This window comes from Methylocystis heyeri (assembly GCF_004802635.2).
In the GTDB taxonomy this organism is placed as follows: Bacteria; Pseudomonadota; Alphaproteobacteria; order Rhizobiales; family Beijerinckiaceae; genus Methylocystis; species Methylocystis heyeri.
In genome coordinates this window covers 2,197,790-2,220,727 of the sequence record NZ_CP046052.1, presented here as the reverse complement: position 1 = coordinate 2,220,727, position 22,938 = coordinate 2,197,790, and the positions used below count along the sequence as shown (strand labels likewise).

At 60.8% G+C, this 22,938-nt stretch carries 24 protein-coding genes; 21 read left to right on the top strand and 3 right to left on the bottom strand.

Translation table 11 applies throughout. The features are described from left to right. Positions 1-19: 19 nt before the first annotated feature. From H2LOC_RS10150 to H2LOC_RS10140, 3 genes are all read left to right on the top strand, one after another. On the top strand, positions 20-919 hold the full coding sequence (locus H2LOC_RS10150) for a LysR family transcriptional regulator (protein ID WP_136496293.1): 900 nt from the start codon (positions 20-22) through the stop codon (positions 917-919). A gap of 261 nt (positions 920-1,180) precedes the next feature. Then, complete coding sequence (locus H2LOC_RS10145; protein ID WP_136496292.1) at positions 1,181-3,574, top strand: TonB-dependent receptor; 2,394 nt, start codon at positions 1,181-1,183, stop codon at positions 3,572-3,574. Positions 3,575-3,739: 165 nt separating this feature from the next. Next, positions 3,740-4,273 carry an ABC transporter substrate-binding protein gene (locus tag H2LOC_RS10140; RefSeq protein WP_136496291.1) on the top strand — a complete coding sequence of 178 codons (534 nt, stop codon included), beginning with the start codon at positions 3,740-3,742 and terminating at the stop codon, positions 4,271-4,273. 13 nt (positions 4,274-4,286) lie between these two features. Here the strand turns inward: H2LOC_RS10140 and H2LOC_RS10135 are convergent, their stop codons facing one another. Both H2LOC_RS10135 and lanM read right to left on the bottom strand, forming a co-directional pair. Then, complete coding sequence (locus H2LOC_RS10135; RefSeq protein ID WP_136496290.1) at positions 4,287-4,628, bottom strand: hypothetical protein; 342 nt, start codon at positions 4,626-4,628, stop codon at positions 4,287-4,289. Positions 4,629-4,742: 114 nt separating this feature from the next. Then, positions 4,743-5,156: a lanmodulin LanM gene (gene lanM, locus H2LOC_RS10130; RefSeq protein ID WP_246207110.1), complete on the bottom strand. Its 414-nt coding sequence runs from the start codon at positions 5,154-5,156 to the stop codon at positions 4,743-4,745. 187 nt (positions 5,157-5,343) lie between these two features. Here lanM and H2LOC_RS10125 point away from each other — a divergent pair, with 187 nt between their 5' ends. From H2LOC_RS10125 to H2LOC_RS10065, 13 genes are all read left to right on the top strand, one after another. Then, positions 5,344-6,249, top strand: a complete 906-nt coding sequence (locus tag H2LOC_RS10125) for a cytochrome c (protein ID WP_136496289.1) — start codon at positions 5,344-5,346, stop codon at positions 6,247-6,249. 366 nt (positions 6,250-6,615) lie between these two features. Further along, entirely contained in the window at positions 6,616-8,490 is a 1,875-nt protein-coding gene (locus tag H2LOC_RS10120) for a methanol/ethanol family PQQ-dependent dehydrogenase (protein WP_136496288.1), read from the top strand. Between the two features lie 140 nt (positions 8,491-8,630). Further along, positions 8,631-9,542 (top strand): methanol oxidation system protein MoxJ, encoded by a 912-nt coding sequence (gene moxJ, locus H2LOC_RS10115; RefSeq protein ID WP_136496287.1) that lies wholly within the window; start codon positions 8,631-8,633, stop codon positions 9,540-9,542. 51 nt (positions 9,543-9,593) lie between these two features. Beyond that, on the top strand, positions 9,594-10,160 hold the full coding sequence (moxG, locus tag H2LOC_RS10110) for a cytochrome c(L), periplasmic (protein ID WP_136496286.1): 567 nt from the start codon (positions 9,594-9,596) through the stop codon (positions 10,158-10,160). A gap of 27 nt (positions 10,161-10,187) precedes the next feature. After that, positions 10,188-10,484 (top strand): methanol dehydrogenase [cytochrome c] subunit, encoded by a 297-nt coding sequence (locus H2LOC_RS10105; protein WP_136496285.1) that lies wholly within the window; start codon positions 10,188-10,190, stop codon positions 10,482-10,484. Positions 10,485-10,606: 122 nt separating this feature from the next. Next, entirely contained in the window at positions 10,607-11,638 is a 1,032-nt protein-coding gene (locus H2LOC_RS10100) for an AAA family ATPase (RefSeq protein ID WP_246207108.1), read from the top strand. Beyond that, positions 11,635-12,480, top strand: coding sequence for a DUF58 domain-containing protein (locus tag H2LOC_RS10095; protein ID WP_136496284.1), 846 nt, complete (start codon positions 11,635-11,637; stop codon positions 12,478-12,480). The genes H2LOC_RS10100 and H2LOC_RS10095 overlap by 4 nt, the downstream gene beginning before the upstream one ends. An 8-nt stretch (positions 12,481-12,488) precedes the next feature. Further along, a complete protein-coding gene (locus tag H2LOC_RS10090) occupies positions 12,489-13,400 on the top strand; it encodes a nonribosomal peptide synthetase MxaA (RefSeq protein ID WP_136496283.1) in 912 nt (303 codons plus the stop codon). Continuing rightward, on the top strand, positions 13,397-14,392 hold the full coding sequence (locus H2LOC_RS10085; protein ID WP_136496282.1) for a vWA domain-containing protein: 996 nt from the start codon (positions 13,397-13,399) through the stop codon (positions 14,390-14,392). The genes H2LOC_RS10090 and H2LOC_RS10085 overlap by 4 nt, the downstream gene beginning before the upstream one ends. Continuing rightward, a complete protein-coding gene (locus H2LOC_RS10080) occupies positions 14,389-15,027 on the top strand; it encodes an MxaK protein (RefSeq protein WP_246207106.1) in 639 nt (212 codons plus the stop codon). The genes H2LOC_RS10085 and H2LOC_RS10080 overlap by 4 nt, the downstream gene beginning before the upstream one ends. Further along, positions 15,027-16,016 carry a vWA domain-containing protein gene (locus tag H2LOC_RS10075; RefSeq protein WP_425487341.1) on the top strand — a complete coding sequence of 330 codons (990 nt, stop codon included), beginning with the start codon at positions 15,027-15,029 and terminating at the stop codon, positions 16,014-16,016. The genes H2LOC_RS10080 and H2LOC_RS10075 overlap by 1 nt, the downstream gene beginning before the upstream one ends. Positions 16,017-16,019: 3 nt before the next feature. Next, a complete protein-coding gene (locus H2LOC_RS10070; protein ID WP_136496280.1) occupies positions 16,020-16,544 on the top strand; it encodes an SRPBCC family protein in 525 nt (174 codons plus the stop codon). A gap of 263 nt (positions 16,545-16,807) precedes the next feature. Beyond that, entirely contained in the window at positions 16,808-17,497 is a 690-nt protein-coding gene (locus H2LOC_RS10065; protein WP_162009743.1) for a YncE family protein, read from the top strand. A 97-nt stretch (positions 17,498-17,594) separates the two neighbouring features. On the opposite strand, the gene H2LOC_RS10060 is transcribed toward H2LOC_RS10065, so the two are convergent. Beyond that, entirely contained in the window at positions 17,595-18,227 is a 633-nt protein-coding gene (locus H2LOC_RS10060) for a response regulator transcription factor (protein WP_136496278.1), read from the bottom strand. A 367-nt stretch (positions 18,228-18,594) separates the two neighbouring features. Between H2LOC_RS10060 and H2LOC_RS10055 the strand changes: the two genes are divergently transcribed. The 5 genes from H2LOC_RS10055 to H2LOC_RS10035 all read left to right on the top strand — a co-directional run bounded on the left by H2LOC_RS10055 (position 18,595) and on the right by H2LOC_RS10035 (position 22,877). Beyond that, the gene (locus tag H2LOC_RS10055; RefSeq protein ID WP_136496277.1) at positions 18,595-19,989 is read left to right on the top strand and encodes an ATP-binding protein; all 1,395 of its coding nucleotides are present in this window, start codon (positions 18,595-18,597) and stop codon (positions 19,987-19,989) included. Between the two features lie 190 nt (positions 19,990-20,179). Continuing rightward, on the top strand, positions 20,180-20,257 hold the full coding sequence (pqqA, locus tag H2LOC_RS22075) for a pyrroloquinoline quinone precursor peptide PqqA (RefSeq protein WP_136497064.1): 78 nt from the start codon (positions 20,180-20,182) through the stop codon (positions 20,255-20,257). Between the two features lie 341 nt (positions 20,258-20,598). Beyond that, on the top strand, positions 20,599-21,069 hold the full coding sequence (locus H2LOC_RS10045) for a DUF3617 domain-containing protein (RefSeq protein WP_136496276.1): 471 nt from the start codon (positions 20,599-20,601) through the stop codon (positions 21,067-21,069). Positions 21,070-21,304: 235 nt separating this feature from the next. After that, positions 21,305-21,778 carry a hypothetical protein gene (locus tag H2LOC_RS10040; protein WP_136496275.1) on the top strand — a complete coding sequence of 158 codons (474 nt, stop codon included), beginning with the start codon at positions 21,305-21,307 and terminating at the stop codon, positions 21,776-21,778. 286 nt (positions 21,779-22,064) lie between these two features. Continuing rightward, positions 22,065-22,877 (top strand): amino acid kinase family protein, encoded by an 813-nt coding sequence (locus tag H2LOC_RS10035; protein ID WP_136496274.1) that lies wholly within the window; start codon positions 22,065-22,067, stop codon positions 22,875-22,877. Positions 22,878-22,938 lie beyond the last annotated feature (61 nt).

The following is a 22,938-nucleotide window of genomic DNA, read 5'->3' as shown; positions in this document are numbered from 1 at the left end:
CCATAACCATAGGTTATGTATGGATCTCACAGCGGCCCTCCGCGCCTTCGTCCGCATCGTGGAGAGAGGCTCGATGACCGAGGCCGCGTCGGACCTCGGCGTTTCGCAGCCGGCGGTCAGCAAGCTTCTGCGTAATCTCGAGGCGCATATCGGAACGAGGCTGATCGAAAGAAACCCGCGCGCCATGCGTCCGACTGCGCAAGGGGTGGCGCTCTATGAGGCCGCGGGAGGGGCGCTCGCCGTCATCGACGCGGCGATAGAGGGCGCCCGCGGCGGCGCCAGCGCGATTTGCGGACATTTGCGCCTGCACGGGCCGACCTGCATCGGCGAACGCCATCTGCACCGCGTGGTCGCAAATTTCCAGGAACGCTATCCGGCTGTCACCGTAGAATTGACGCTCGAGAACCGGGCGGTCGATCTGATCCATGAGAACATGGATCTGGCGCTGCGCATGGGGCGACCGTCGGATCAAAGCCTGATCCTGCGCCGCATCGGATTCAGCCGAAGAATCCTGGTCGCATCTCCTCGATATCTCGAAGGGCGGCCGCCGATAGAGATTTGTGAAGATCTCGCCGGCCACGACATGGTCGTGACCAACGCCTCTCTTTCCGGCTCGGCGCTCCCCTTGCGCAGAGGGCTCCAGCGCGCTGAAATTCCGGTCCGACCCAAGCTGACGACGAATAATGCGCAGGTTCTGGTCGACGCCTTGATGGCGGGCGGGGGCGTCGGGACCGCACAGGTCCTGCTCGTCGCCGAGCAGTTGAAGAACGGGTCGCTGGTCCGGGTTCTGCCCGAATATGAAATCGAGCCGAGGGAGTTCTTCCTGGTCTATCCTTCCTCGAAATTTCTTCGGCCGACGGTCCGCGCCTTTGTCGATTTTGCGGCGCCGGCGTTGCAACAAGTCGAGGGAATCTACTGATGCGCGTCCTTGCGACCGCGCGCCGGTCTCGATAAATACGGCGTCTCTTCGGCTTTGCTCGACCGGGTCGCCCGCGCCCAGCGCTTTCTCTGTGGCGCGGGAAATATTCCCGTCAAAAAAGGGAATAATTCCCGAGCGGCAGTAAAAAATATCCTGTGGCTCGGGTGCATTTTACCAAAGCCGCTCGGCAAATTCCATGCGAATTAGGGAGAAGGACGATTCAACTCTCCCGTCGGCCGGGAGAAGCCGTTGGAACAAGAAATGAGAAACCCTATTGCATTCAGGGCGGGCGTCAGCCTTCTCGCGATCCTCGCCGGCGGCGCAGCCGGCGCCCAGGAGGCTTTGCCGGATATCGATGTCGGCGCTGCAGCGCCCCTGCGGGCGCCCGCTCCTCGTCCGCTCGCGCCCGCGCCCTCGACTTCCGCGCCGGGGGGGACCGCTGTTTCCGCCGCCCCGGCTCCCGCGCTGAGCAAGACCCCGGCGATGGTCAACGTCACCACGGCCAGGGAAATCGCCGAGACGCATGAATTCGACGTGGCGCGGGCGCTGGAGCGCGTCGCGCCGGGCGTCCTGATCGAGGATGTCACTGGAAATCCCTTCCAGCCTCAGGTGGATTTCCGGGGGTTCGTCGCCTCGCCGGTCGCCGGCACGCCGATCGGCCTCGCCGTCTACCAGAATGGCATCCGCATCAACGAGGCCTGGGGCGACACCGTCAACTGGGATTTGATCCCGAGCGTCGCCATCGACCGCACCTCCATCGTCACCGGCAATCCGCTGTTCGGCCTCAACGCCATCGGCGGCGCCGTCGTGCTCGATATGAAGAACGGCTTCACCTACCACGGTTTTGAGGCCGACGCCCGCGGCGGCAGCTTCGGCCGGCGCCAGGGCGCGATGCAACTGGGCGTCGAAAAGGACGGCTTCGCGACTTACGTCGCCCTGGAGGCGGCCGGCGACAACGGCTATCGCAAATTCTCGGGCTCGCAGATCGAACGCATGTATGGCGATCTGGGCTGGCGCGGCGACAGCGCCGAGATCCATGCGACCATGCAGCTCGCTCAGAATCGTTTCGGCGTCTCGGGCCCGGCGCCGCTGGACCTCGTGAGCATCGACCCCAGCTCCGTCTACACGACGCCACAGACGACGAAGAACACGTTGTCGCAGTTCAGCGTGAATGGAGCTTTCACGCCTGCGCCGAACTGGAGGATCCTCGCCGACCTGCACTATCGCGCCTTTGATCAGGTCCATCAGGACGGCAACACCACCAACTTCGCCTCCTGCGGCGGCGCCACGCTGTGCGATCAGAACGGCGATCCGACGGTCATGCCCGATTTCTTCGGGGGCAGCGTCCCGCTCGCCGTAATCGACCGCACCTGGACCAGCTCGCGCACCGTCGGCGGCACGGCGCAGATCGAGAACAGCGAGAAAATCTTCGGCCGGCCCAACACCGCGACCCTCGGCGTCAGCTACGATCACGGCTGGACTCTGTTCAACGCCAGCGAGGAACTGGGCGTGCTGAACCCCTACGACCTGTCGGTCGCAGGGCTCGGCATCATCAATACGGCGCCCTCGGCCGACGTGTCTCCGGTCAAGCTCAATGCCGAGAACAGCTATCTCGGGGTCTACGCCCGCGATCAGTTGGAGCTGACCGACCAGCTCACCGCGACCGCAGGCGTGCGTTTCAATTACGCGCTGATCAACCTCTACGACCATTTCAGCAACCAGCTGAACGGCGACAGCATCTATACGCATGTCAATCCGATGGTCGGCGCGACCTATAAGATCACCCCTGATCTTGCGGCCTATGCGAGCTATTCGGAGTCGAACCGCGCGCCGACGCCGCTGGAGCTCGGTTGCGCCAACCCCAATCAGCCCTGCCTGATCGATAATTTTCTCGTCTCCGATCCGCCGTTGCAACAGGTGGTGGCGCATACGATCGAAAGCGGCTTGCGCGGTGATTTCAAGCCGTCGTCATATCTTCCCGCCGCCGCCTGGCTGCCGGGACGCGTGGACTGGTCGGCCGGCGTGTTTCGCACGACGAGTTTCAACGACATATTGAGCGTGCCCTCGGTCGTCACGGGGCAGGGCTATTTCACCAACGCCGGCACGACGCAGCGTCAGGGCATAGAGACGCAATGGCGTTACACCGACGAGAAGCTCTCGGCCTATATCAACTACACGCTGACCGACGCGACCTTCCGTTCGATGGTGGAACTGGGTTCGCCCAACAATCCCCTGGTGGTGGGGCTCAACGCCTTCGCTGGGATTCCAGCCTCGTCGCTCCTCGTCATGCCGGGCTCGCACATGGCCTCTGTGCCGAAGCATCGCCTGAAGGCGGGCGTCGATTATGCGCTCACCAACGAGTGGAAGATCGGCGGCGACCTCGTGTTCGTCGCCAACAGCTATCTGCGCGGCGACGAGATCAATGCCTTCGGTGTGCTCCCCTCTTACGCCACGCTCAATCTGCGCAGCTCCTATCAGGTGACGAAAAACTTCCAGGTCTATGGCCTCATAGACAATGTCACCAACACGCGCCCGCAATCCTTCGGAACCTTCTTCGGCACTACGGACATTCCTTTCCTGTCCTTCGCCAATCCCCGGACGGTTTCCATCGGCCCGCCGATCGGCTTCTACGCCGGTGCAAAGGTCACATTTTAGAGTGTCTTCACGTTTCGTGGAGACGTGAAGACACTCTGGTGTTTCCTTTGACGCGTTTCCTGCGCCGAACCGGTGTCCGCTTCGGCTGGAAACGCTCTAGCCGAGCAGAGTGGGAGAGGTTGGAGTCCTCTGATACGGGTCCTCTTTGCGGCCGTCGCTTCGGCCTTGTGCGGCGGCTCCGCTTCGGCGGAGCTCGCCGTCAGGACCGAGGTTCTTCGAGAGGTTCACAGTCGGGAGACGATCTCCATCCTCGACATTCCAGCGAACGACGACACGATCGCCGGCGCCCGGCTTGGAGCATTCGACACCACCACCACCGGTAAATTTTTCGGTCAGTCATTCGAAGTATTGGACCAGATTCTCTTGGACGGAGAGGATATCGACAGCGCCATTCAATTTCTCGCGTATAATGGAGTTGCGCTGATTGTCGCAGATCCGTCCGCTCACCATCTGCTGTCGGCTGCAGGGATCGCAAAGCCGAAGAACCTCCCGCTGTTCAACGTCTCCGCCACGGACGACCGTCTGCGCGAAGAGGATTGTAGAAGCAATATCCTGCATGTCGTTCCGACGCGATCGATATTGGCCGTCATTCACCAATTCTTCCGAACTCGACACTTTGGGCGTCGATCGTCCGGAATCGAAATGCAGGCTCAAATAGACAAAAGAATTTTTTCGGCCGAAGCGCCGCCACCGGGTTGAACGCTACGGTTTCCTATTTGCCGCAAGACGCAAGATCTTTTTCTTCGATCGAAAAAACCGAGGCAGCCTCGATATGTACGCCACTGACCGCACATGAGCGCCCGCTCTTGAAGCCGATCGAAACATCGTAAAGTCCCGGCGATAGGTATTTGATCGCGAGACGCTCGTCGTGATCGACGGAGCCGTCGGAATCGCCTTTCGTTAAATCAGCGCCGAAATCCCTGGTTCCCGCGGGCGCGAGGCGCAAGGAGGTCACGGTCTCGCTCGTCAAATTCCAAAAACGCACGGGCTTTTCCGCGGCAAAGGCGGCGCCGGCGCCGAGCGACAAGATCAATCCGATAGCCGAGAACCTCATGAGCGCCGCTCCAGCTGGCAAACCAGGTTTCGCGCCGGTAAAGGCTCCGGAACGGGAGCCTCGTTCGCTGTTCGATAGCGCCCGGCGCGCGGGAGGCTACCGTAAGCGCATCGCTCACCGGATCAAGCGCAAAAGCGCGCGGCCTGCCTTCGAACGAAGCTCCCTGGCGTCGAGCGTGCCGTCGCCTTCGACGTCGGCTTGCTTGAACAGCTTGGCGGCGAGCGCGACATATTCCTCTTTGGTCAATGTCGTGTCCTTATCCGGGTCCGCTGCGGAGAACTCCTTCGCATTCAGGCGGGAGCCGATTTCTTTGCGGTCGAGCGTCGCATCCTGATCCTTTTCGAGACGATCAAATACGATCTGCGCCGCTTTGGTCACCTCACCCAGATCCAGAGTGCCGTCATTGTCGGCATCGAGCGCCTTTATCGCGGCCTGCTGCGCGAAGGACGGGGTAGGGAAGAAGAACGCCCCGCTCAACGACAAGCCTCCGCCGATCAATCCGATCACGAACATCTTTGCGAGCGTCATCTCTTCTCTCCTTGATTTTTGTGTGGGCAGCGGGCGCGCGGTGGAATGCGAAGTTCAGCGAATTTGCAGGAATTTCCTGCCGACGCCGAGATATTTTGAAGGCGACCATGGTTTGGCGTTCTGTAATATTGTCCTCTTGGCCGCCGCCCGCTCGTCATTGGAAACGCTTATGAGTGAACTACGGGGAATGATCCCCAGTTATAAGCGCTCGCCGCGCTCCATCCCGTTCGTGTCGAGGCCGCATTGGTCGCGTTGCCTCATTGCAATTTGTGCGACACTCTGCATCACCGGGGCACAGGCGACGCCTTCCGATCCTGAGCGCGGCAGATATCTCGTCGAAGCGCTCATGGCGTGCGACAATTGCCATACGCCCCGCACATCGGACGGCTACGTTCACGCGAAAAGGTTCTCCGGCGGAACGCAGCTGTTCTCCGACAAGGACTACTCGGTCAGAGGCTCGAATATTTCGCCGGACCTCGAGACCGGCGTCGGCGCGTGGTCGGACGCGGAGCTCGGCGCCGCGATCATCTCCGGCGTGAATCCAAAGGGGCGTTTGGCGCCCGTTATGCCCTCGGAATCATACCGGGCGCTGACGCCGAGCGATTTAGACGCCGTTGTCGCTTTCCTGCGCAGCATCCCCGCGGTCAAATCCACTCTCCCGCCGCAAGAGCGCCATGGAGCGCTGGAGCCGCGCCGCGCGACGCCCGGCGCCGAGCGGCCGTTCTCGGAAAAAGATCTCGCCGATCCGATAAAGCGCGGCCTCTACGTCGCTTCACTCTCCCGATGCATGAGCTGTCACAGCAGCGACGTCGACGGCGCGCCGGACCCGGTTGGTCATTTGGGGCAGGGAGGCCGGATATTCCGAACGCCCGCGGGCGTCGCCGTGGCCTCGAACATAACATCTCACCCGACGAAGGGCGTCGGCGCCTGGTCGGTCGACCAGCTCAAGCGCGCGATAACGCAAGGAACAGATCGCGACGGCCGACCGCTTGCGCCCACCATGGCCAATCTCTCGAAGGCGCATTTCTCAAGGATGACGGAAGAGGACCTCGATGCGTTGATCGCATGGCTGCGAACGGTCCCGCCCGAATAATACACGGCTTTCTGATCGCTGGAGAGGAGCGTCGCGTGCGAGAACGCGTCCTGCATCGGGCGCCTCATCCAGACAAGAAGTGTTGGACAAGCATGGACGCAGGGAAGCATTTCGAACCGAATTGCACATGTTTCCCGATAGATGTTGCCAATAAATCATGAAGACAGCGCCTGAGCGATAAATTTATATGGGCGCGCATCGTATCTCCGCTGACATGCGCAATGCGCAAGGCGAGAAGAAACCGATCACCGAAAAGAACAAGACGGCTTCCGCTGAACATAGGTTGGAACGCCGTCGCAGGGAAGTCGACGCAGCGCTTCAAACGCGGCATTTGCGTGCAAGCGGTCGTCGCAGGAGGACTCGTTCATGAGGAAACTGGTGAATTCTGTTTCGCTGTTGTGCATCTGTCTCGCAACGCCGCTTCTTCTGGCGCCGGCTGCTCTCGCGGAGGACAGGCTCGAAGCCCTGTCCAAGAGCGAAGACAATTGGGCGATGCAGGGCAAAAACTACAGCGCCAATCACTACAGCACGCTCACGCAGATCAACGCCGATAACGTCAAAAATCTGAAGGTCGCGTGGTCGTTCTCGACCGGCCTTCTCAGCGGCCACGAGGGTTCCCCGCTCGTCGCCGACGGCAAGATGTATATTCATACCTCCTTCCCCAACAACACTTTCGCGTTGAATCTCGACGACCCGACCCGGATTCTCTGGCAGGACAAGCCCAAGCAAAACGCGGCCGCGCGCGCCGTCGCCTGCTGCGATATCGTCAATCGCGGCCTGGCCTATTGGCCCGGGGACGGCAAGACCCCCTCGCTCATCGTGAAGACGCTTCTCGACGGCAATGTCGTCGCCTTGAACGCCGACACCGGCGCGACCGTTTGGAAGATCGAGAACTCGGATTACAAGGTCGGTTCTACGCTCACGGTCGCTCCTCACGTGTTCAAGGACATCGTGCTCATCGGCAGCTCGGGGGCCGAACTCGGCGTCCGCGGCTATATGACCGCGTACGATGTCCGGACCGGCGAACAAAAATGGCGCGCCTATGCGACCGGCCCGGATTCCGACGTCCTGATCGGGGACGACTTCAACAAGGCCAATCCGCACTACGGCCAGAAGGGCCTCGGCACTTCGACATGGGAAGGCGACGCCTGGAAGATCGGCGGCGGCACCAACTGGGGCTGGTTCGCTTATGACCCGGGCACGAACCTCGTCTATTACGGCAGCGGAAATCCGGCGCCCTGGAATGAGACCATGCGTCCCGGCGACAACAAATGGACGATGACCATCTGGGGCCGCGATCTCGATACCGGCATGGCCAAGTTCGGCTATCAGAAAACCCCGCACGACGAGTGGGATTTCGCAGGCATCAACTTCATGATGCTCTCGGAGCAGAAGGACAAGGACGGCAAGCCGCGCAAGCTCCTGACCCATCCCGATCGCAACGGCATCGTCTATACGCTCGACCGCACCGACGGCACGCTGATTTCGGCCGACAAGATCGACGACACGGTGAACGTGTTCAAGAGGGTCGACATAAAGACCGGCCTGCCGGTGCGCGATCCAGAATATGGCACGCGTATGGATCATCTGGGCAAAGACATCTGCCCGTCGGCCATGGGCTATCACAACCAGGGCCTGGATTCCTACGATCCCGCCAAGGAGGTGTTCTTCCTCGGCGTGAACCATATCTGCATGGACTGGGAGCCCTTCATGCTTCCCTACCGCGCGGGTCAGTTCTTCGTCGGCGCGACGCTCAACATGTTCCCGGGCCCGAAGGGCGATCGCCAAAAGGGTGAAGGCCTCGGCCAGATCAAGGCTTACAACGCCATCACCGGCAAGTTCAAATGGGAGAAGATGGAGCGCTTCGCCGTTTGGGGCGGAACCGCCGCCACTGCCGGCAATGTGGTGTTCTACGGAACGCTCGACGGCTTCATGAAGGCCCGTAACAGCGACACCGGCGAGTTGTTGTGGAAGTTCAAGCTTCCCTCCGGCGTGATCGGCCATCCGATCGTCTATCAGCACAAGGGCGTCGAATATCTGGCGATCCTGTATGGAGTCGGCGGGTGGCCGGGAGTGGGTCTCGTGTTCGACCTGCAGGATCCGACTGCGGGCCTCGGCGCGGTGGGCGCCTTCAAGCAACTCGCCAATTACACTCAGATGGGCGGCGGCGTGATGGTGTTCTCGCTGAACGGTCAGGGACCGTACGACGACATCAATCTCGGTGAATATAAGCCGAACTGAGGCCGCGCAGAAACGTAGTGCGGAATCGCCGTCGACACCCCTCGAGACGGTGGTTCCCTGCGTATCCGGATGCGCCAGGAGCGCATCCGGACTGTGCGGAGATCGTAGGGGCTCGCCGAGCGAACTTCGGAAGGTCAGCCATGGGTTATCTTTTACTTGCGCCGAAACGGCTTGCCGTCGCCGCGGTCCTCGCGTGTTCGGGAGCGAGCGCGTTCGCCGCATCTCTCGGCTTGCCGTCGGAAACGGCGGCGGTGGCCTCCCGGCCGGCGGCGGAGATCCAGCCTCCCCAGGACTCAAAATCGCTGCGGATATGCGCCGCCAAAAAACAGCCGCCTCTGTCCCTGGAGGACGGCTCCGGTCTCGAAAACAGAATCGCCGTCGAACTGGCCGAGGCGATGGATCTCAAGCCGCAATTCGTCTGGAGCGATCGTCCGGCGATCTATCTCGTGCGGGACTATCTCGACAAGAAACTGTGCGATGTGGTGATCGGCCTGGATGCCGGGGACCCTCGCGTCGGGACCTCCGATCCGTACTATCGAACCGGCTATGTCTTCATAACCCGCGCCGATCGCAATCTCGACATCAAGTCCTGGTCCGACCCGAGGCTTGGCGGGCTCGGGCGCATAGCGGTTCCTTTCGGCTCTCCGGCAGAGGCGCTCCTGAAGGAAAGGGGACTCTATGAAGAGGACATGGCCTATCTCTATTCGCTGGTGAATTTCCGATCGGCGCGCAACGAATACACGCAGATCGATCCCGCGCGGATGACCGCGGAAGTCGCCTCTGGCGCAGCGGGCGCGGCCGTGGCCTTCGCGCCCGATATAGCGCGCTACGTGAAAGAGTCTTCGACGCAGCTGCGCATGACCATGCTCGACGACGACGCCGTAAAGGCGAATGGGGAAAAAATTCCGCAGCGTTTCAATCAGTCGGTCGGCGTGAGGCGTGACGACGCGGCCCTGCTGCAACGGGTGAATTCCGCCCTCGTCAGAGCAAAGCCGAAAATCGATGCGATCCTGCAGGCGGAAGGCGTTCCGCTCTTGCCGATCGTGAAATAATCACAACCACAAACCAGCTCGAAGCAGAAAGAAACTCTCGTGAAGAAGAGGATGAGAAATCTGATTTGCGGACTTATGCTCGGGGTCGGCGCTTTTGCTTGCGCCGCCTACGCGCAGACCTCCGGTCTTGCCTTCAACAACACCGTGACCGGCGAAAAACTGAATTTCGACGACGCGCTCCCTGAGGGCCGCGACACCGACGGCGTGAAGAAATTCATGCAGACGGGCGTGAACCCTTACACCGAAGACAAGAGCTGTCTCAAGAAAGGCGAGCAGATATTCCTTTCCGCCTGCTCGGGCTGCCATGGGCATATCGGCGAAGGAAAGATCGGTCCGGGCCTCAACGACGCCTATTGGACCTATCCCGAAAACGAGACCGACGTCGGCCTGTTTTCCACGATATTCGGCGGCGCCAAGGCGTCGATGGGGCCGCAGTATCAGAACCTCAAGCTCGACGAGATGCTGCTGGTGATGGCCTGGGTTCGTCATCTCTATAAGGACGACGTGAAGCAAGCCCCGTGGTTCTCCGATGTTCAAAAGAAGAATTACAAGCCCTACCAGCATGGCGAGACCTTCGGCGACGATCCGCCAGGATCGTGCAAGACTGTTGCTAAGTGATCTGCGGATCAAAGAGAGGAAACGAAGATGAGGAAAGCGAATTTCGGTTTAGCGTTGGCTTCGGCTCTTTTCGTGGGTTCTGTCGCCCCGGCGCTCGCCTATGACGGCACGAACTGCAAGGCGCCGGGCAATTGCTGGGAGCCCAAGCCGGGCTTTCCGGAGAAGATCGAGGGATCAAAATACGATCCCAAGCACGACCCCAAGGAACTCGCAAAGCAGCAGGCCTCCATCCAGGCCATGGAAGAGCGCAACAAGAAGCGCGTCGCTTATTTCAAGAAGACCGGCAAATGGATCTATGAGGTCGACAAGATCCCCCAGGAATGAGTTTTCCGGTCGCCGGGAAGGCGACGGAAAGACGCGGCTGCGGTCTAGGGCGATGTTCCGAGGCATGAGCTCATCGTCCGTTTCCCGAGATCGCGGCCGCGTCCGGCTTTTTCAGGTGTGAATTGACAGAGGCGCAGAAACTGAACGATATCCTGGAAGAATGGCGCGAGCGAGCGCTTGAATTCGAGCGTGAGGTCGGCAAGGCGATCCTGGGGCAAGCCCACGCCGTCCGTCTCCTGACCATCTCGATTTTCGCGCGTGGACATGTGCTGCTGGAAGGCGACGTCGGGGTCGGAAAAACGACGCTTCTGCGTGCGGCGTCGCGCGCGCTGGGGGGCGACTTCAGTCGCGTGGAAGGCACGGTCGACATGATGCCGACCGATATCGTCTACAACACCTATTTGGCCGATGACGGCCGCCCCCGCATCGAGCCGACCGCGATGCTGGAGCGTTCGGATCGGCTCTCCGTATTCTTTTTCAACGAGATCAATCGAGCGAGGCCTCAAGTGCATTCGCTCTTGCTGCGGCTGATGGCGGAGCGCACGATCTCTGCATTCAACAGGGAATATCGTTTCCCCTATCTTCAGGTTTTCGCCGACCGAAACATGATCGAGCGGGAGGAAACCTTCGAATTGCCCGCCGCTGCGCGCGATCGCTTTCTGATGGAAATCGCGATTGCGGCTCCCGAGGACGACGTGGTTCGCAAGCAGCTTATCTTCGATCCGAAGTTTCAGGACGCCGATGCGCTGATCGCCGAGGTCCGTCCGGGAGTGTTTGATTATCGCGCGATACCGGCGCTCTCGCAAATGGTGCAGGACAATGTGTCGGCCAGCGATGCGCTTCAGGACTATGTGATAAGGCTTTGGGGGGCGCTTATCGATCCCGGCCACGCGGGCGTTTCGCTTCCCGACATCGACGTGAGCAATGTGGTCAAAGGCGGCGCAAGCCCGCGCGGGCTCGCGGCTCTGACCCGCGCGGCGCGGGTGCGGGCGTGGCTGGAGGGGCGCAGCTATCTCGTCCCGGAGGACGTGCGTTCGATCTTCGTCGAGGTTCTCGCGCATCGGGTTTTCGTCGACCCGATCTACGCCATGAGGGGAGACGAACCGGTCAAGCGCCTCTGCCGCGCCGTGTTTGAAGCGATACCCACGCCATGACGCCTCCCGAAGAATTGCGCTATCGACCACGAGGATGCTTTCGGTCCAATCACGTCGGTTCGCATCCATCGACGGAGGTGGGAGGTTTCGGCGTATTTCGCGATCAGGCCCCGTTCCTGAAATATCCTGACGCCAGACGCATCGATCTAAAGGCGAGCCTGCGCGATCCCTACGGCCAAATCTATGTGCGCCGCTTCGAACGGCGTCAGTCGATCGATGTGGTGGCGATCGTCGACCTTTCGGCGTCGATGGGATGCGGAAGGGCCTGCGACAAGGTCGCCCTTTCCTGCAAAATCGTCGAGGCGCTCGCCTATTCCGCAACGAAAATCGGAGATCGGTTCTGTCTGATCGGATGCGACGAAGGGATGCGGGGAAATATGCTCTTGCCGCCGACCCGTTCCAGAAGCCTGGCTCTTGGCGTCGGATCGCGTCTGCGACAGGAAGCCTTCGACGGAAGAAGCGCGAAAGGGTTTCTGAAGGCGGCGCAGGCGCTCGGCGTGACGCGGAAGCTCGTCTGTTTGATATCGGACTTTCGATGGCCGCACGATGTCGTGTTGCGGGTGATCGACGCCTTTTCGGCGCATGACGCCATACCGATCGTGGTTCTGGATTCCTCGGAAGAGACGCCGCCGCCCTGGGGACTCATGGAATTGATCGATTCGGAGAGCGGGGACCGCAGAGTGCTGGCGATGCGCCCGGGTCTGCGCCGGCGGTGGATCGAAAGAGAGAGAGAGCGAAAATTCCGGCTATCGAGAATCGCCGCGGATCGCTGCCGTCCCCCGGTTTTCGTGCGTGACGTTTTCGACTCCGGCGCGATTAGTCTTCAGTTGATGGCGGCGTGAGGCGATCGATGCGCTGGAAGCTCAGTCTGCTCGCCTGGATCGTTTTCAGCAATGCTGCGTGCGCCGAGGAGTTCAGCGTCGAGATCAAGCGGGAGCGCGCCTTTGGATATTTCGTGGGCGACCTCGTGCGGGCCGTGGTGGAAATTCGGGGACCGGTAGAGGGCGAACTGCTGCGTTCGTCTCTTCCTCAGCCGGCGTCCTTGAGTCTCTCTCTCGATCTTCGCGAGGTTTCCCCAACGGAGGAGTTTGTCGAAGGCGCCACGCGAGTTTGGAGATTGCGCCTCACCTACCAGAATTTCTATGCCGCGCTCGACGTGAGAAGTATCGAAGTCCCCGCCTTCGAGCTCTCTTTCGAAGTCTCCGGCGCGCGCAGGTTGGTGTCGGCGCCTGCGTGGCGCTTCAGCGTCGCTCCGCTGCGTGAAATCGTTCTCGAGCGGAAGGAGAGTGGGCAGGAATATCTGCGCCCGGATCCTGGCGTGGATTTCGTCGACGGCTCCCCGACGTTTTGGCTCGCGTTTTCGTCTGCTGCGCTGAGCGCTTTGCTCTGCATCATGGTCGCTTGGGACCGTGGCTGGGCGCCTTTCCATCGTCGATCCTCGCGCGTCTTCGCCGGCGCGGCGCGTAAGCTCGAAGCTTTGAGGCGCCGGCGGGATGCGATCGAAGCGACGCCCCAGGCCATGCGCGAATTGCATCGCGCCTTTGACGCCGCGGCGGGCAAACGCATCCTGGCTGGGGATCTGGAAGAGTTCTTTCTCAGTCGGCCGGAGTTCGACCGCCAGCGATGTACGACAGAACGTTTCTACTCGGTCTCGGAAAAGATGTTTTTTGGGGGAGAGAAAGGCCCCCGCTGCGCGGAGGTTTCTCTGTCGGAACTCATTGCTTTCGCCAAAGCGCTCGCCCAAAGGGAGAGAGCTGGATGATCGTTTTCGAAAATCCCATGACCCTGTGGTTCGCGCCTCTGGCGCTTGCGCCTCTCTTTCGATCGCCCATGCGTGGCTCGCTTATCTCCTCGATCGCCGTCGGTCCGCAGGACCGACTCTCCGAATTCATTGCCCTCGCACTCGAGATCTGCGGCGTGGTCTCTATCCTCGCGCTGATCATCGCTTGTGCCGCGCCTAAGCTCGTCGGCGGCGTCAGGGAACGCACGGGTGAGGGAGCAGAGCTGGTTTTTTTGATCGACCGCAGCGGCAGCATGAACGAGACCTTCGCCGGACGTACGCCAGCCGAGGGAGATGAATCCAAGGCGCTCGCAGCGAAGAGAATCCTGAAGAGCTTCATCGCTGGAGACCGGCATGATCTCATCGGCGTTGCAGCCTTCTCAACCGCGCCGATGCTGGTCATGCCGCTGACCGATCATCGAGCCGCAATCGAGGCTGCGTTCGACGCAGTGGACCGGCCCGGCCTGGACTATACCAATATCGGGCGAGGTCTCGCGATGGGGCTCTCAATGTTCCCCCCAGGCGTTTCGGAGCGATCGCGCGCGATTGTTCTGGTTTCAGACGGAGCCGGGGTCATAGATCCCCGGATTCAAGACGATCTGCGCGCAGATTTCAGAAAGGCGAACATCCACCTCTATTGGCTGTTTCTGCGCACGGCCGGAAGCCCCGGAATCTATCAGACGCCGGAGGCCGATTCCGACACGCCGCAGGCTGCCCCGGAAAGACACCTGGATCTTTTCTTCAAATCTCTCGGCGTCTCCTATCGCGCTTACGAGGCCGAGGGCGCTTCAGAGGTAGAGGCGGCGATAGGCCAAATCGGCCGGCTCGAGCGCCAAGCCATAAGTTTCGTCGAGCCTGAACCAAGGCGCGATCTGTCCGCGGTCGCCTTTGTCGCAGCGTCTTTCTCCCTGTTCCTGCTGCTCCTCGCCAAGCTCGCGGAAATCGGGCCGGCCCGCGGGAGAGGAATCCGATGAAGGCCGACGTTGCTTTAGAGGCGCTGGGCATCGCATTGTCCGCGGCGATAAGTTCCTTCTGGCGAAGCGCAGTCGCGCTGTGGCGGGAAGTTCGATCCGCGCTGCTACTGCTGGCGTTGAGCGTCTTTGCGGCGATCTCCGTTTTCGGCGCCCTGCGTTGGCGCGAGGTCGACGCGGAGAATGTCGAGATCGCTGCGCTGCGTGTCGGTCGAGACATATCCGTCGCCGGGGACGAAGGGCCGGAACTGGTTTTGGCTCGGATCGAATTTCTGGGAACAAGAGGGGAAATCGATTCTGCAAGAATTCTCGTCGACGCGCTGGATCGGCCAGGGAGAGAGGCGCTCGCCGCCAAAGGCCGTTACGCGCTCGGCAACGCGCTCCTGCGTCGCGCCTTCGAGCTTATTGAGCGCGCCGAACTCGACGGCGCCGGACCATTTGTCAATCTGTCCAAGCGTGAGTATCGGCGCGCCATGCAGCTTGCGCCGTATTATTGGGACGCGAAATTCAATTTCGACGTCGCGACGCGCCTCATTCGCGACTATCCGGGTTTCGAACAGAAGCATGGCGACGAGCTCGAAGTCGAGCCGAAGAAACTGTGGACGGACGTGCCCGGCGTTCCCAAAGGTCTGCCGTGATAAGCCCCGATCGTCGCGATTTTCGCCTGTCGCTCCTGGTCGGCGCTTTCGGCCTGACGTTGCTCGCGCTTGCAGGGCCATCCGTATCTTTCCATCGGCCGAGTTTCGACACGCTTGCCGTCGTTGACATCACGGGCAGCATGAACACACGTGATTACCTGGATGGCGGACGGCCTGTTTCTCGCCTGGAACATATCAAATCCACGCTGCGCGATCTTGTCGGCGGCTTGCCTTGTGGTTCCCGCGTGGCGCTCGGCGTGTTTTCGGAGCGGCGTTCCTTCCTGCTGTTTGAACCCCTCGAGGTTTGCGACGACTATGCGCCGCTGGCTGGCGCCATCGAAGCGCTGGACTGGCGGATGGCCTGGGAAGGCGACAGCCGAATCTCCTCCGGTCTTTTTCGTGCGATCGGCGACGCGCGAGAATTAGGCGTCAATCTGATGTTCTTCACCGATGGTCAGGAGGCGCCGCCATTGCCGATTTCCGGTTCGCCGCCGTTCGAGGGGCGGATAGGGGGGGTGCGGGGACTCATCGTCGGAGTAGGGGGGTATGAACTCTCACCAATCCCCAAATTCGACGACAACGGACGCGAGATCGGCTTTTACGGGGCCGAAGACGTGCCGCACGAAAATCACTTCGGTCTTCCCCCGCCAGGCGCAGAGGAACGCGAAGGTTATAACGCGCGCAATGCTCCATTCGGCGCCGCAGTCGCCGTCGGTCTCGAACATCTTTCGTCCGTGCGAGAGCCATATCTGCTTTCTTTAAGCGAGAGGACCGGGCTGTCCTACGCCCATCTCACCGATGCGCATCGCCTTCTCGGCGCCTTCAAAGCTGCGGCCGCGCCACAATATCGGTCTTTCCCGCAAAGTCTTCGCCCGGCGCTCGGAGGGGCCGCGGCCGCCCTGCTGATTGGGCTTTACATCCTCTTGCCCGCTTTTGAATCACTCGAGCGGAAACGGCGCGCTGGATCAACGAGAACACAACGGAGATAAATCATGAAAATGCTGTTCGCGGTAGCCGCAATTCTGATCGCATCGCCGGCGCTCGCGCATGGCCCGACGCCCATCAAGGTGGAGGAATCGATCGTGATCGCCGCCGAACCGAAGGCGGTCTGGGCGGTCGGCGGAAAATTCGACGGTATCGCGAATTGGCATCCCTATGTCGCAAGCGTGAAGGCCAAGGGCGGCGACAAGGTGGGGGCGGAGCGCGAGATCGCCTTGCGCAAGGGCGGAGTGCTGAAGGAGGGCCTGGACGAATACGAGCCGGCTTCCTTCAAATATTCCTACCGGATGTCGGATCCCGATCTCGACGCTTTGCCGATCAGCTCCTATTCGACGACTTTTGTGATCACGCCGGCGGCTGGCGGCGGCAGCGAAGTTCACTGGTACGGGCGCCTCTACCGCGGCGACACCGGCAATGAGCCCCCGGAGAATTTGAACGACGACGCAGCGCGCGCGGCCATGTCGGACTTTCTGCGCGCCGGCCTCCAGGGTCTCAAGAAGAAGGTCGAGGGCAAGTAACCGTGCGGCTCGGCTCGGCGTGTGCAGCGATCCTCGCCCTATCCGCCCTGGCGCCGGCGTGGGCAAGCGCCGCCGACCTTTTTGTCGTGTGCCAGGACGACAACGCTCTTATTCGCTTCGATACCAGGTCCGGCAGGGCGACGGCGCAGCTCGGCCTTTCGCCCAGGCCTGCGATGATCGCTTCGGCTGGAGAGAGCGGATCGCTTTTTATCACACATCCCGAGTTGGGGTTGGTGACGAGGTTGGAGACGGCTGATCTGCGAGTGTCCGCAACTCTGGCGGTCGGCGGAACGCCTTTCGGGATCGCAGTCTCCAAAGACGGCCGGTTCCTGTATGTCGGCGACTGGAACGCGAATGTCCTGCGAAAGCTCGACGCGAACACGGGACACACGCTGGCTGAAACGACGGTCGGGCGCGAACCGACCGCCGTCGCCCTCGATGCGGGACGGGGGCGCCTGTATGTCGCTAATCGTGAGAGTGGTTCCGTCTCGTCGGTCGACGCGACCTCGATGCGGCGGGAGAATGACATCAAGGTCGGCGAAGGCCCCTTTGCTCTCGCGCTGGATCGCGAGAAAGACCGGCTTTTTGTCGCCAATGTCAGGAGCGGAGATGTGACGGTCATCGACGCAGAGAAGGGCCGCGTCGTCGCTGACATCCCGATCGGCGGCGCGCCCTACGGCCTCGCGGTCGATTCCCACGTCATCCTGGTGACGAGCCAGCACGGCGATCGAGTTTCCTTCATCGATGCGGCTGAACTTCGCGTAAGCGCGACCTCTCCGGTAGGACGTTATCCCGAGGCTGTCGCAGTGTCCGAAGGCAAGGCGTATGTCGCCAACTGGTTCTCCGGCGATCTGTCCATTCTGGACTCCGGGAGAGGCCGGGCGATCACAATAAAGCTCTGCGAGGGGCCGCGCTCCATGGCGGTCGCAGGCGCGAAAGACGCGCAGGAATAGAGCGTTCTTTTCCTGCATGACGCGCCTTGCCGCGTGCGACGATCGATAGCCGGACCTGTCCTGGCTCGGAAATCGATATGGCGGCGCCCGGACGCATTCAGGCGAGCCGGCCCGAGGCCCGGTTTTCGACTGCAATTCGTATGAGATCCGCTTTGGAACGGGCGCCGAGTTTGGCCTTCATCAGCGTGCAATTATTGGCTACCGTCTTGTACGAGACATTCAGCAGATGCGCGACCTCCATCATGTCTTTTCCATCAGCGAGATTGCGCAAGATTTCGATCTCTCGGCCGCTCAAGCTGTCGACGGGATTGGCTCCCAGTTTCTGTTCCGAGAAAGCGAGCTTGAGCGCCAGTCCGCTGGAGAGATAGCGCTCTCCGCGCGCGACAGCCCGAATGGCTTTGACGAAAGCCATCGGGTCCTCGTTCTTGGCGAGGTATCCCTGGGCGCCCTGTTCTATGGAGCGGGCTGCGAATACCGGATCGTCGTTCATCGTGAATATGATGATCTTGGAGCTTGGAATGCGTTTCAGCATTCTTCGCAGCAATTCAAATCCCGAGACGCCGGGCAGGTTCAGGTCGAGCACGACGACATCGGGCGCTTTGGAGACTTGAGTCTCCAAAGCCTCATCCGCGTTGTGGGCCTCGAAAATCTCGATATCGGGCTGGCCGGACAACATTCCGCGACAGCCCTCGATCACCATGGGATGGTCGTCGACGATCAGAATTCGCATGCGCTGTTTTCTTCGTTCCGTGTTTTGACGGCCAGTATGAGAAGTCACAGGCGGCGCTGTCAATCTTTAGAATATTTCCCTGTGACGTCGGGAATTGGTGGCATATCGACGACTCTCCCGACCCCCGCCTGCGCTGCGACGCGAACGCCGAGTGCAGTCGTTTCCAGGGCGGACGCCATGTCGGCCGCGGCCAGCCGGCGGGTTGTGCGATCGTCCTTCCGCTCCAGAAGTAAATTCTGCGTAAGCTTGCCAATTCACGCAAGGAGTGGAACTTTCCGGCTAACGAGGCGACGCCTGAAGCCGCCGCTCCGTCCGCGCCGCGATGAAATCCCAGGGTCACACAGTCATAGTTCCGAGGTCCGCCAAAATGCGTTGTCTGTCGTTGAAAACCGAGTTGAGCTGGTTGATCGGAACGCTGATGCTGTTGACCCTGCTGATAAATCTCTCAATCCTCATCGTCCATGCGGGGCCACGCATCCGGGCGGAGGACGACACCAGCATTCATCTCGCTCGCGAACTCGTCGTTACCGCCATCGGCAGCCTTCAGGAGACGGACGATCCTCTCCCCGCGCTCAACCGTTTTTACGAGAGCCTGGGGAAGCTCCGGCACGTCGACGTGAAAGTGCTGAGCGGCAACGAAGAGGCGGCGGCGCTCCCTGTGGAAGCGAGCTCGAAAAGTCAGAGTTCAGTGCCAGGCTGGTTCGTCGATCTCGTCCATGCGGCGCCCAGAAAGCTCATCGTTCCGGTCGTTATCCGGGGCGTCAGATATGGGCGCATCGCCATTGTTTCAAATCCGGTTGATGAGCTCGAGGAAATCTGGTCCGACGTATCCTGGCTTGCGCTGGTCAGTCTTCTCGTGACTTCGATGATCCTCGGGGTGGTTCTTTTATTGGTGCGGAAGTCGCTCAAACCGTTCGAAGGACTGAAGCGCGGCCTCGCGGATCTGGAGTCGGGCAAAAGCAACGTTCGGATCGAACAGCGTGGCGCCGCCGAATTCAGGGCGATCTCCGCCGCCTTGAATTCTCTTTCGGAGACTCTGGATCGCATCAAAACGGAGAATCGTTCGCTGGTTGATCGGCTCATTCGGGTTCAGGACAATGAACGCAAGGAAATCGCGCGAGATCTTCACGACGAAGCGGGTCCTTGCCTTTTTTCTATTCGCGCAGGCGTCGTTGCGCTCTCCGAACTCACAAACGGTCCGAGGCCGGATTTCGAGAAAATTCGTCAGAACTGCGCGAGCGTCAATCGGGCGAGCGAGGTCTTGCAGAGCCTGTTTCGAGCTCTCCTGGGGCGGTTGGCGCCGCGGGGCTTGAGCGAATTCGGATTGCGCGAAGTGCTGAAGGGCCTCATCAATTCCTGGCAGGTCAGCCGCTCCGACGTGACGCTCGCGCTCGCCTGTCCTCATGATTTATCGACTCTGGACGAACTGACCGCGCTCACCGCTTTTCGGGTGGTGCAGGAATCTCTGACGAATATCTTCCGGCACGCCGAGGCGGACTCCGCGCAAGTTCGCGTGGAGTTCGGCGTGCTGCCCTCTTCCTCCACGGAGCAGGACTTCGAGGGCGCGCCGGCGCTGCTGATAGAAATCGAAGACAATGGCGTCGGCATTCCCGATCATCCGAGTTTGGGGCTCGGATTGCTGGGCATGAAGGAACGCGTCCAGGCCTTGGGCGGCGCGATTTCAATCGGCAGGCGCGCCGGCTGCGGCACGCGCGTCGCGGCCTCTCTGCCGCTTCCAAAGGACGAAGACGACGACGAATGAAAGCGCGTCCGGCAAGGATGCTTTCGGAATGAGCTTACGCTTTTTTCACAATCGGCTGCGGCCCGCTTTCGGGAATTGTCGGCAGCGACGCTGAGAAATAATCGCGATGCGCGTCCGTCGGGGCCTATGTTAGATTTTCTTTTGAAGCGCTGCGTCATTCTGCGCGGCCGCTATCGAAAGGAGCACGAGTATGAACTGGACTTGCCCAGAGATCACCGAAATCTGCGTCGGGATGGAGATCACCGCCTACGAATCCGCGGAGATCTGACCTTTTAGCGAGGGCCTGTTCGCGGTGCGGATCTGGGCGGCATGCCGCCGAATTCCGCCGCGAACAGAGCGACGTCCGCTCTGTCGCCGAACGCCCTTCAGAGCATGTTCCCAAAAAGTGCGAAGCGGTTTTTGGAAAAGAACATGCTTCGTCAATGAGATTTGGAGCGCGTTCGGCTGCGCTGAAAGCGAACGCGCCCTGGAGCAAAATCCGAAAAAGTTGATAGACTTTTTCGATAAGATTTTGCTTCAGCTTTTTTGAATCTGGAGCGATTTCATATCGACCAGACGATTCCGTCCAGTCGGAAAGCGCTCTAAAGCTTTTGGAGTTGCAAGGTTCGGATGAGAGAATTCATTACCCGTTTTCTTCTCCCGGTTGCCGCTTACCTGTGTTTTTGCATCCCAGGCGAGGACGCCTTCGCCGAAGCAGAAGTTGCGTCCAGGGGAGCATTGCCGGCGCGTCGTCCGGGCTTGTGGCGCATATCGACTGTTTCCGCTGTAGGCGGTCTGCAGGTGGGCGAGACCTGTGTCGGGTTGCAGGACAGCATCATCGGTCCTCAGGGTTCGGATTGCGCGAAACCCGAGATTACGCGAGCCGACGATCAGATAGTGGTGACGGTCGCCTGTGGCTCCGGGGCGGAGCGTATTGCCAGCAGCCTGTTGTTCACTGGAGATTTTGCGACTTGGTACCGAGCGCAAGGCAAGATCGCCACGGGAGACCGGACCGCTAACGACGCGGATTTACGCACGGGCTTCACCATCGACGCCATGTTCCTTCGACCGGACTGTAATGAGACGGCCCCTCGCAACTGAAGTTCGGGCGCGGAAGAAAGGCGATGCGATAATCCGAACCCGCGTTCTGGAGGCGCTGTCGGCGTGAGAGCACGGCTGAGTACAACTGAAACGGGTAGTATCGGCCGGTCCTCTATTCACGGCTGCGTCGAAATTAAGGCATGCTTGAAAAATATGCGTTCCGGGGATTGCGGTTTTTCAAATAGCAAGTGAAATAAAGGAGTTAACCAGCATCTTGGGTTGGAGGCCTCTCCCCATGACGAACTCTCTAAAAGAACTTCCGGCCGGAGATGTCCTGCCGACCGCTTCGACGACCGCACCCTTTCGCCATGGCGCGCTTTGCGCGTTGTGGACGCTGCTTCTCCTGGCGACCCTCGTCCCTGTTGTCGTGGCGAAGCCAAACGAGGCGCGCCTCATAGCGCTTCTCGCCGCGATTTATGTCGGGCAGGCGTTGCTCGCCGAAATACTGGGCGTCCGCGTCGGCCATGAAACCATTGTGGCGCCGCGCCGTTGGGGGCCGTTCTCGTCGTTGTGGAGAAGGCGTTTGGAGATCCAGAGCGTAAAATCCATTCTGGCCAAGCCCAAGTCCGCATGGGGCGAGCAAGTTTTGCTTCAGCCTCTCTCCGGGAGCAGGCTGTTGCTGCTTTTCCAAAGTCGCGATCAGAAACTGGCGTTCTTGAAAGTTGTTTCGACCCGCGATCGCCGCGTTTCGATCTACCGGGCGGATTAGCGGTCGCCATGCGCACGGCGCGAAGGCCGGTCAAGGCTGAGGCCGCCGACCGCTCATTCGCCGCCTGCGTCGCTTCGCCATAGTCGACGCTCCCGCGTTCGTCTTGGGTTCGATCATCTCGAATTCATTTGCAACTCCAATTGGATGGCGTCTTAGCGCCGCTCGAACCCCCGCATTTTGAACGGGCTCGAAACAAACTGCTGAATTTTTGCATATTGCGGCCTGCAGTTGTGGGCTGTAGCGTCCAACTCCTGAAACGCTACCAAAGAAATGGAAGGGAGCCCCCATGGCCAACACGACGGCGGAGCTGGAAGCGCTCCTCATGCAGCGGTCGCTGAGCGACGCCCGGCTTCTGGCGGCTGCGGCGGAAGCGGCGGATTTCCGCATCCTGCCGGATGCGACGGTGATCAAGATCGGCGGGCAGAGCCTGATCGACCGGGGCCGCGCGGCGGTCTATCCGCTGGTGGACGAGATCGTCTCGGTCCGCAAGGATCATAAGCTGCTGATCGGCACCGGCGCAGGCACCAGGGCGCGGCATCTCTATTCGATCGCGGCGGGGTTGGGTCTTCCGGCGGGCGTGCTTTCGCAGCTCGGCGCGTCGGTCGCCGATCAGAACGCCGCCATGCTGGGGCAGCTTCTCGCCAAATACGGAATATCGGCCGTCGACGGCGCGGCGCTCTCGGCTGTTCCGCTATATCTCGCCGAAGTGAACGCGGTCATCTTCAGCGGCATGCCGCCCTACAATCTCTGGATGCGGCCCGCTCCCGAGGGCGTCATCCCCCCCTATCGCACCGACGCGGGATGCTTCCTCGTCGCCGAGCAGTTCGGCTGCAAGGCGATGATCTATGTGAAGGACGAGGACGGCCTCTACACCGCCAACCCCAAGACCTCGAAGGACGCCGTGTTCATCCCGAAGATTTCGGTCGACGAGATGAAGGCGAGAGGCCTGCATGATTCGATCCTCGAGTTCCCGGTGCTCGACCTTCTCAAATCGGCGCGCCATATCCGCGAGGTTCAGGTCGTGAACGGCCTCGTCCCCGGCAATCTGACCCGCGCGCTCGCCGGCGAGCATGTCGGCACCATCATCACCGCGAACTAGCGCACCTTCCGTTCACACCGGAAACCTTCATTCGCTTTTTTTCGCACGCGCACTGGCTGCG

Excerpts from the sequence above, each read along its gene's own strand:
- H2LOC_RS10150 (WP_136496293.1), top strand. The coding sequence starts at position 20 with ATGGATCTCACAGCGGCCCTCCGCGCCTTCGTCCGCATCGTGGAGAGA.
- H2LOC_RS10145 (WP_136496292.1), top strand. The coding sequence starts at position 1,181 with ATGAGAAACCCTATTGCATTCAGGGCGGGCGTCAGCCTTCTCGCGATC.
- H2LOC_RS10135 (WP_136496290.1), bottom strand. The coding sequence starts at position 4,628 with ATGAGGTTCTCGGCTATCGGATTGATCTTGTCGCTCGGCGCCGGCGCC.
- lanM (WP_246207110.1), bottom strand. The coding sequence starts at position 5,156 with ATGACGCTCGCAAAGATGTTCGTGATCGGATTGATCGGCGGAGGCTTG.
- H2LOC_RS10125 (WP_136496289.1), top strand. The coding sequence starts at position 5,344 with ATGATCCCCAGTTATAAGCGCTCGCCGCGCTCCATCCCGTTCGTGTCG.
- H2LOC_RS10120 (WP_136496288.1), top strand. The coding sequence starts at position 6,616 with ATGAGGAAACTGGTGAATTCTGTTTCGCTGTTGTGCATCTGTCTCGCA.
- moxJ (WP_136496287.1), top strand. The coding sequence starts at position 8,631 with ATGGGTTATCTTTTACTTGCGCCGAAACGGCTTGCCGTCGCCGCGGTC.
- moxG (WP_136496286.1), top strand. The coding sequence starts at position 9,594 with ATGAGAAATCTGATTTGCGGACTTATGCTCGGGGTCGGCGCTTTTGCT.
- H2LOC_RS10105 (WP_136496285.1), top strand. The coding sequence starts at position 10,188 with ATGAGGAAAGCGAATTTCGGTTTAGCGTTGGCTTCGGCTCTTTTCGTG.
- H2LOC_RS10095 (WP_136496284.1), top strand. The coding sequence starts at position 11,635 with ATGACGCCTCCCGAAGAATTGCGCTATCGACCACGAGGATGCTTTCGG.
- H2LOC_RS10090 (WP_136496283.1), top strand. The coding sequence starts at position 12,489 with ATGCGCTGGAAGCTCAGTCTGCTCGCCTGGATCGTTTTCAGCAATGCT.
- H2LOC_RS10085 (WP_136496282.1), top strand. The coding sequence starts at position 13,397 with ATGATCGTTTTCGAAAATCCCATGACCCTGTGGTTCGCGCCTCTGGCG.
- H2LOC_RS10080 (WP_246207106.1), top strand. The coding sequence starts at position 14,389 with ATGAAGGCCGACGTTGCTTTAGAGGCGCTGGGCATCGCATTGTCCGCG.
- H2LOC_RS10070 (WP_136496280.1), top strand. The coding sequence starts at position 16,020 with ATGAAAATGCTGTTCGCGGTAGCCGCAATTCTGATCGCATCGCCGGCG.
- H2LOC_RS10060 (WP_136496278.1), bottom strand. The coding sequence starts at position 18,227 with ATGCGAATTCTGATCGTCGACGACCATCCCATGGTGATCGAGGGCTGT.
- H2LOC_RS10055 (WP_136496277.1), top strand. The coding sequence starts at position 18,595 with ATGCGTTGTCTGTCGTTGAAAACCGAGTTGAGCTGGTTGATCGGAACG.
- pqqA (WP_136497064.1), top strand. The coding sequence starts at position 20,180 with ATGAACTGGACTTGCCCAGAGATCACCGAAATCTGCGTCGGGATGGAG.
- H2LOC_RS10045 (WP_136496276.1), top strand. The coding sequence starts at position 20,599 with ATGAGAGAATTCATTACCCGTTTTCTTCTCCCGGTTGCCGCTTACCTG.
- H2LOC_RS10040 (WP_136496275.1), top strand. The coding sequence starts at position 21,305 with ATGACGAACTCTCTAAAAGAACTTCCGGCCGGAGATGTCCTGCCGACC.
- H2LOC_RS10035 (WP_136496274.1), top strand. The coding sequence starts at position 22,065 with ATGGCCAACACGACGGCGGAGCTGGAAGCGCTCCTCATGCAGCGGTCG.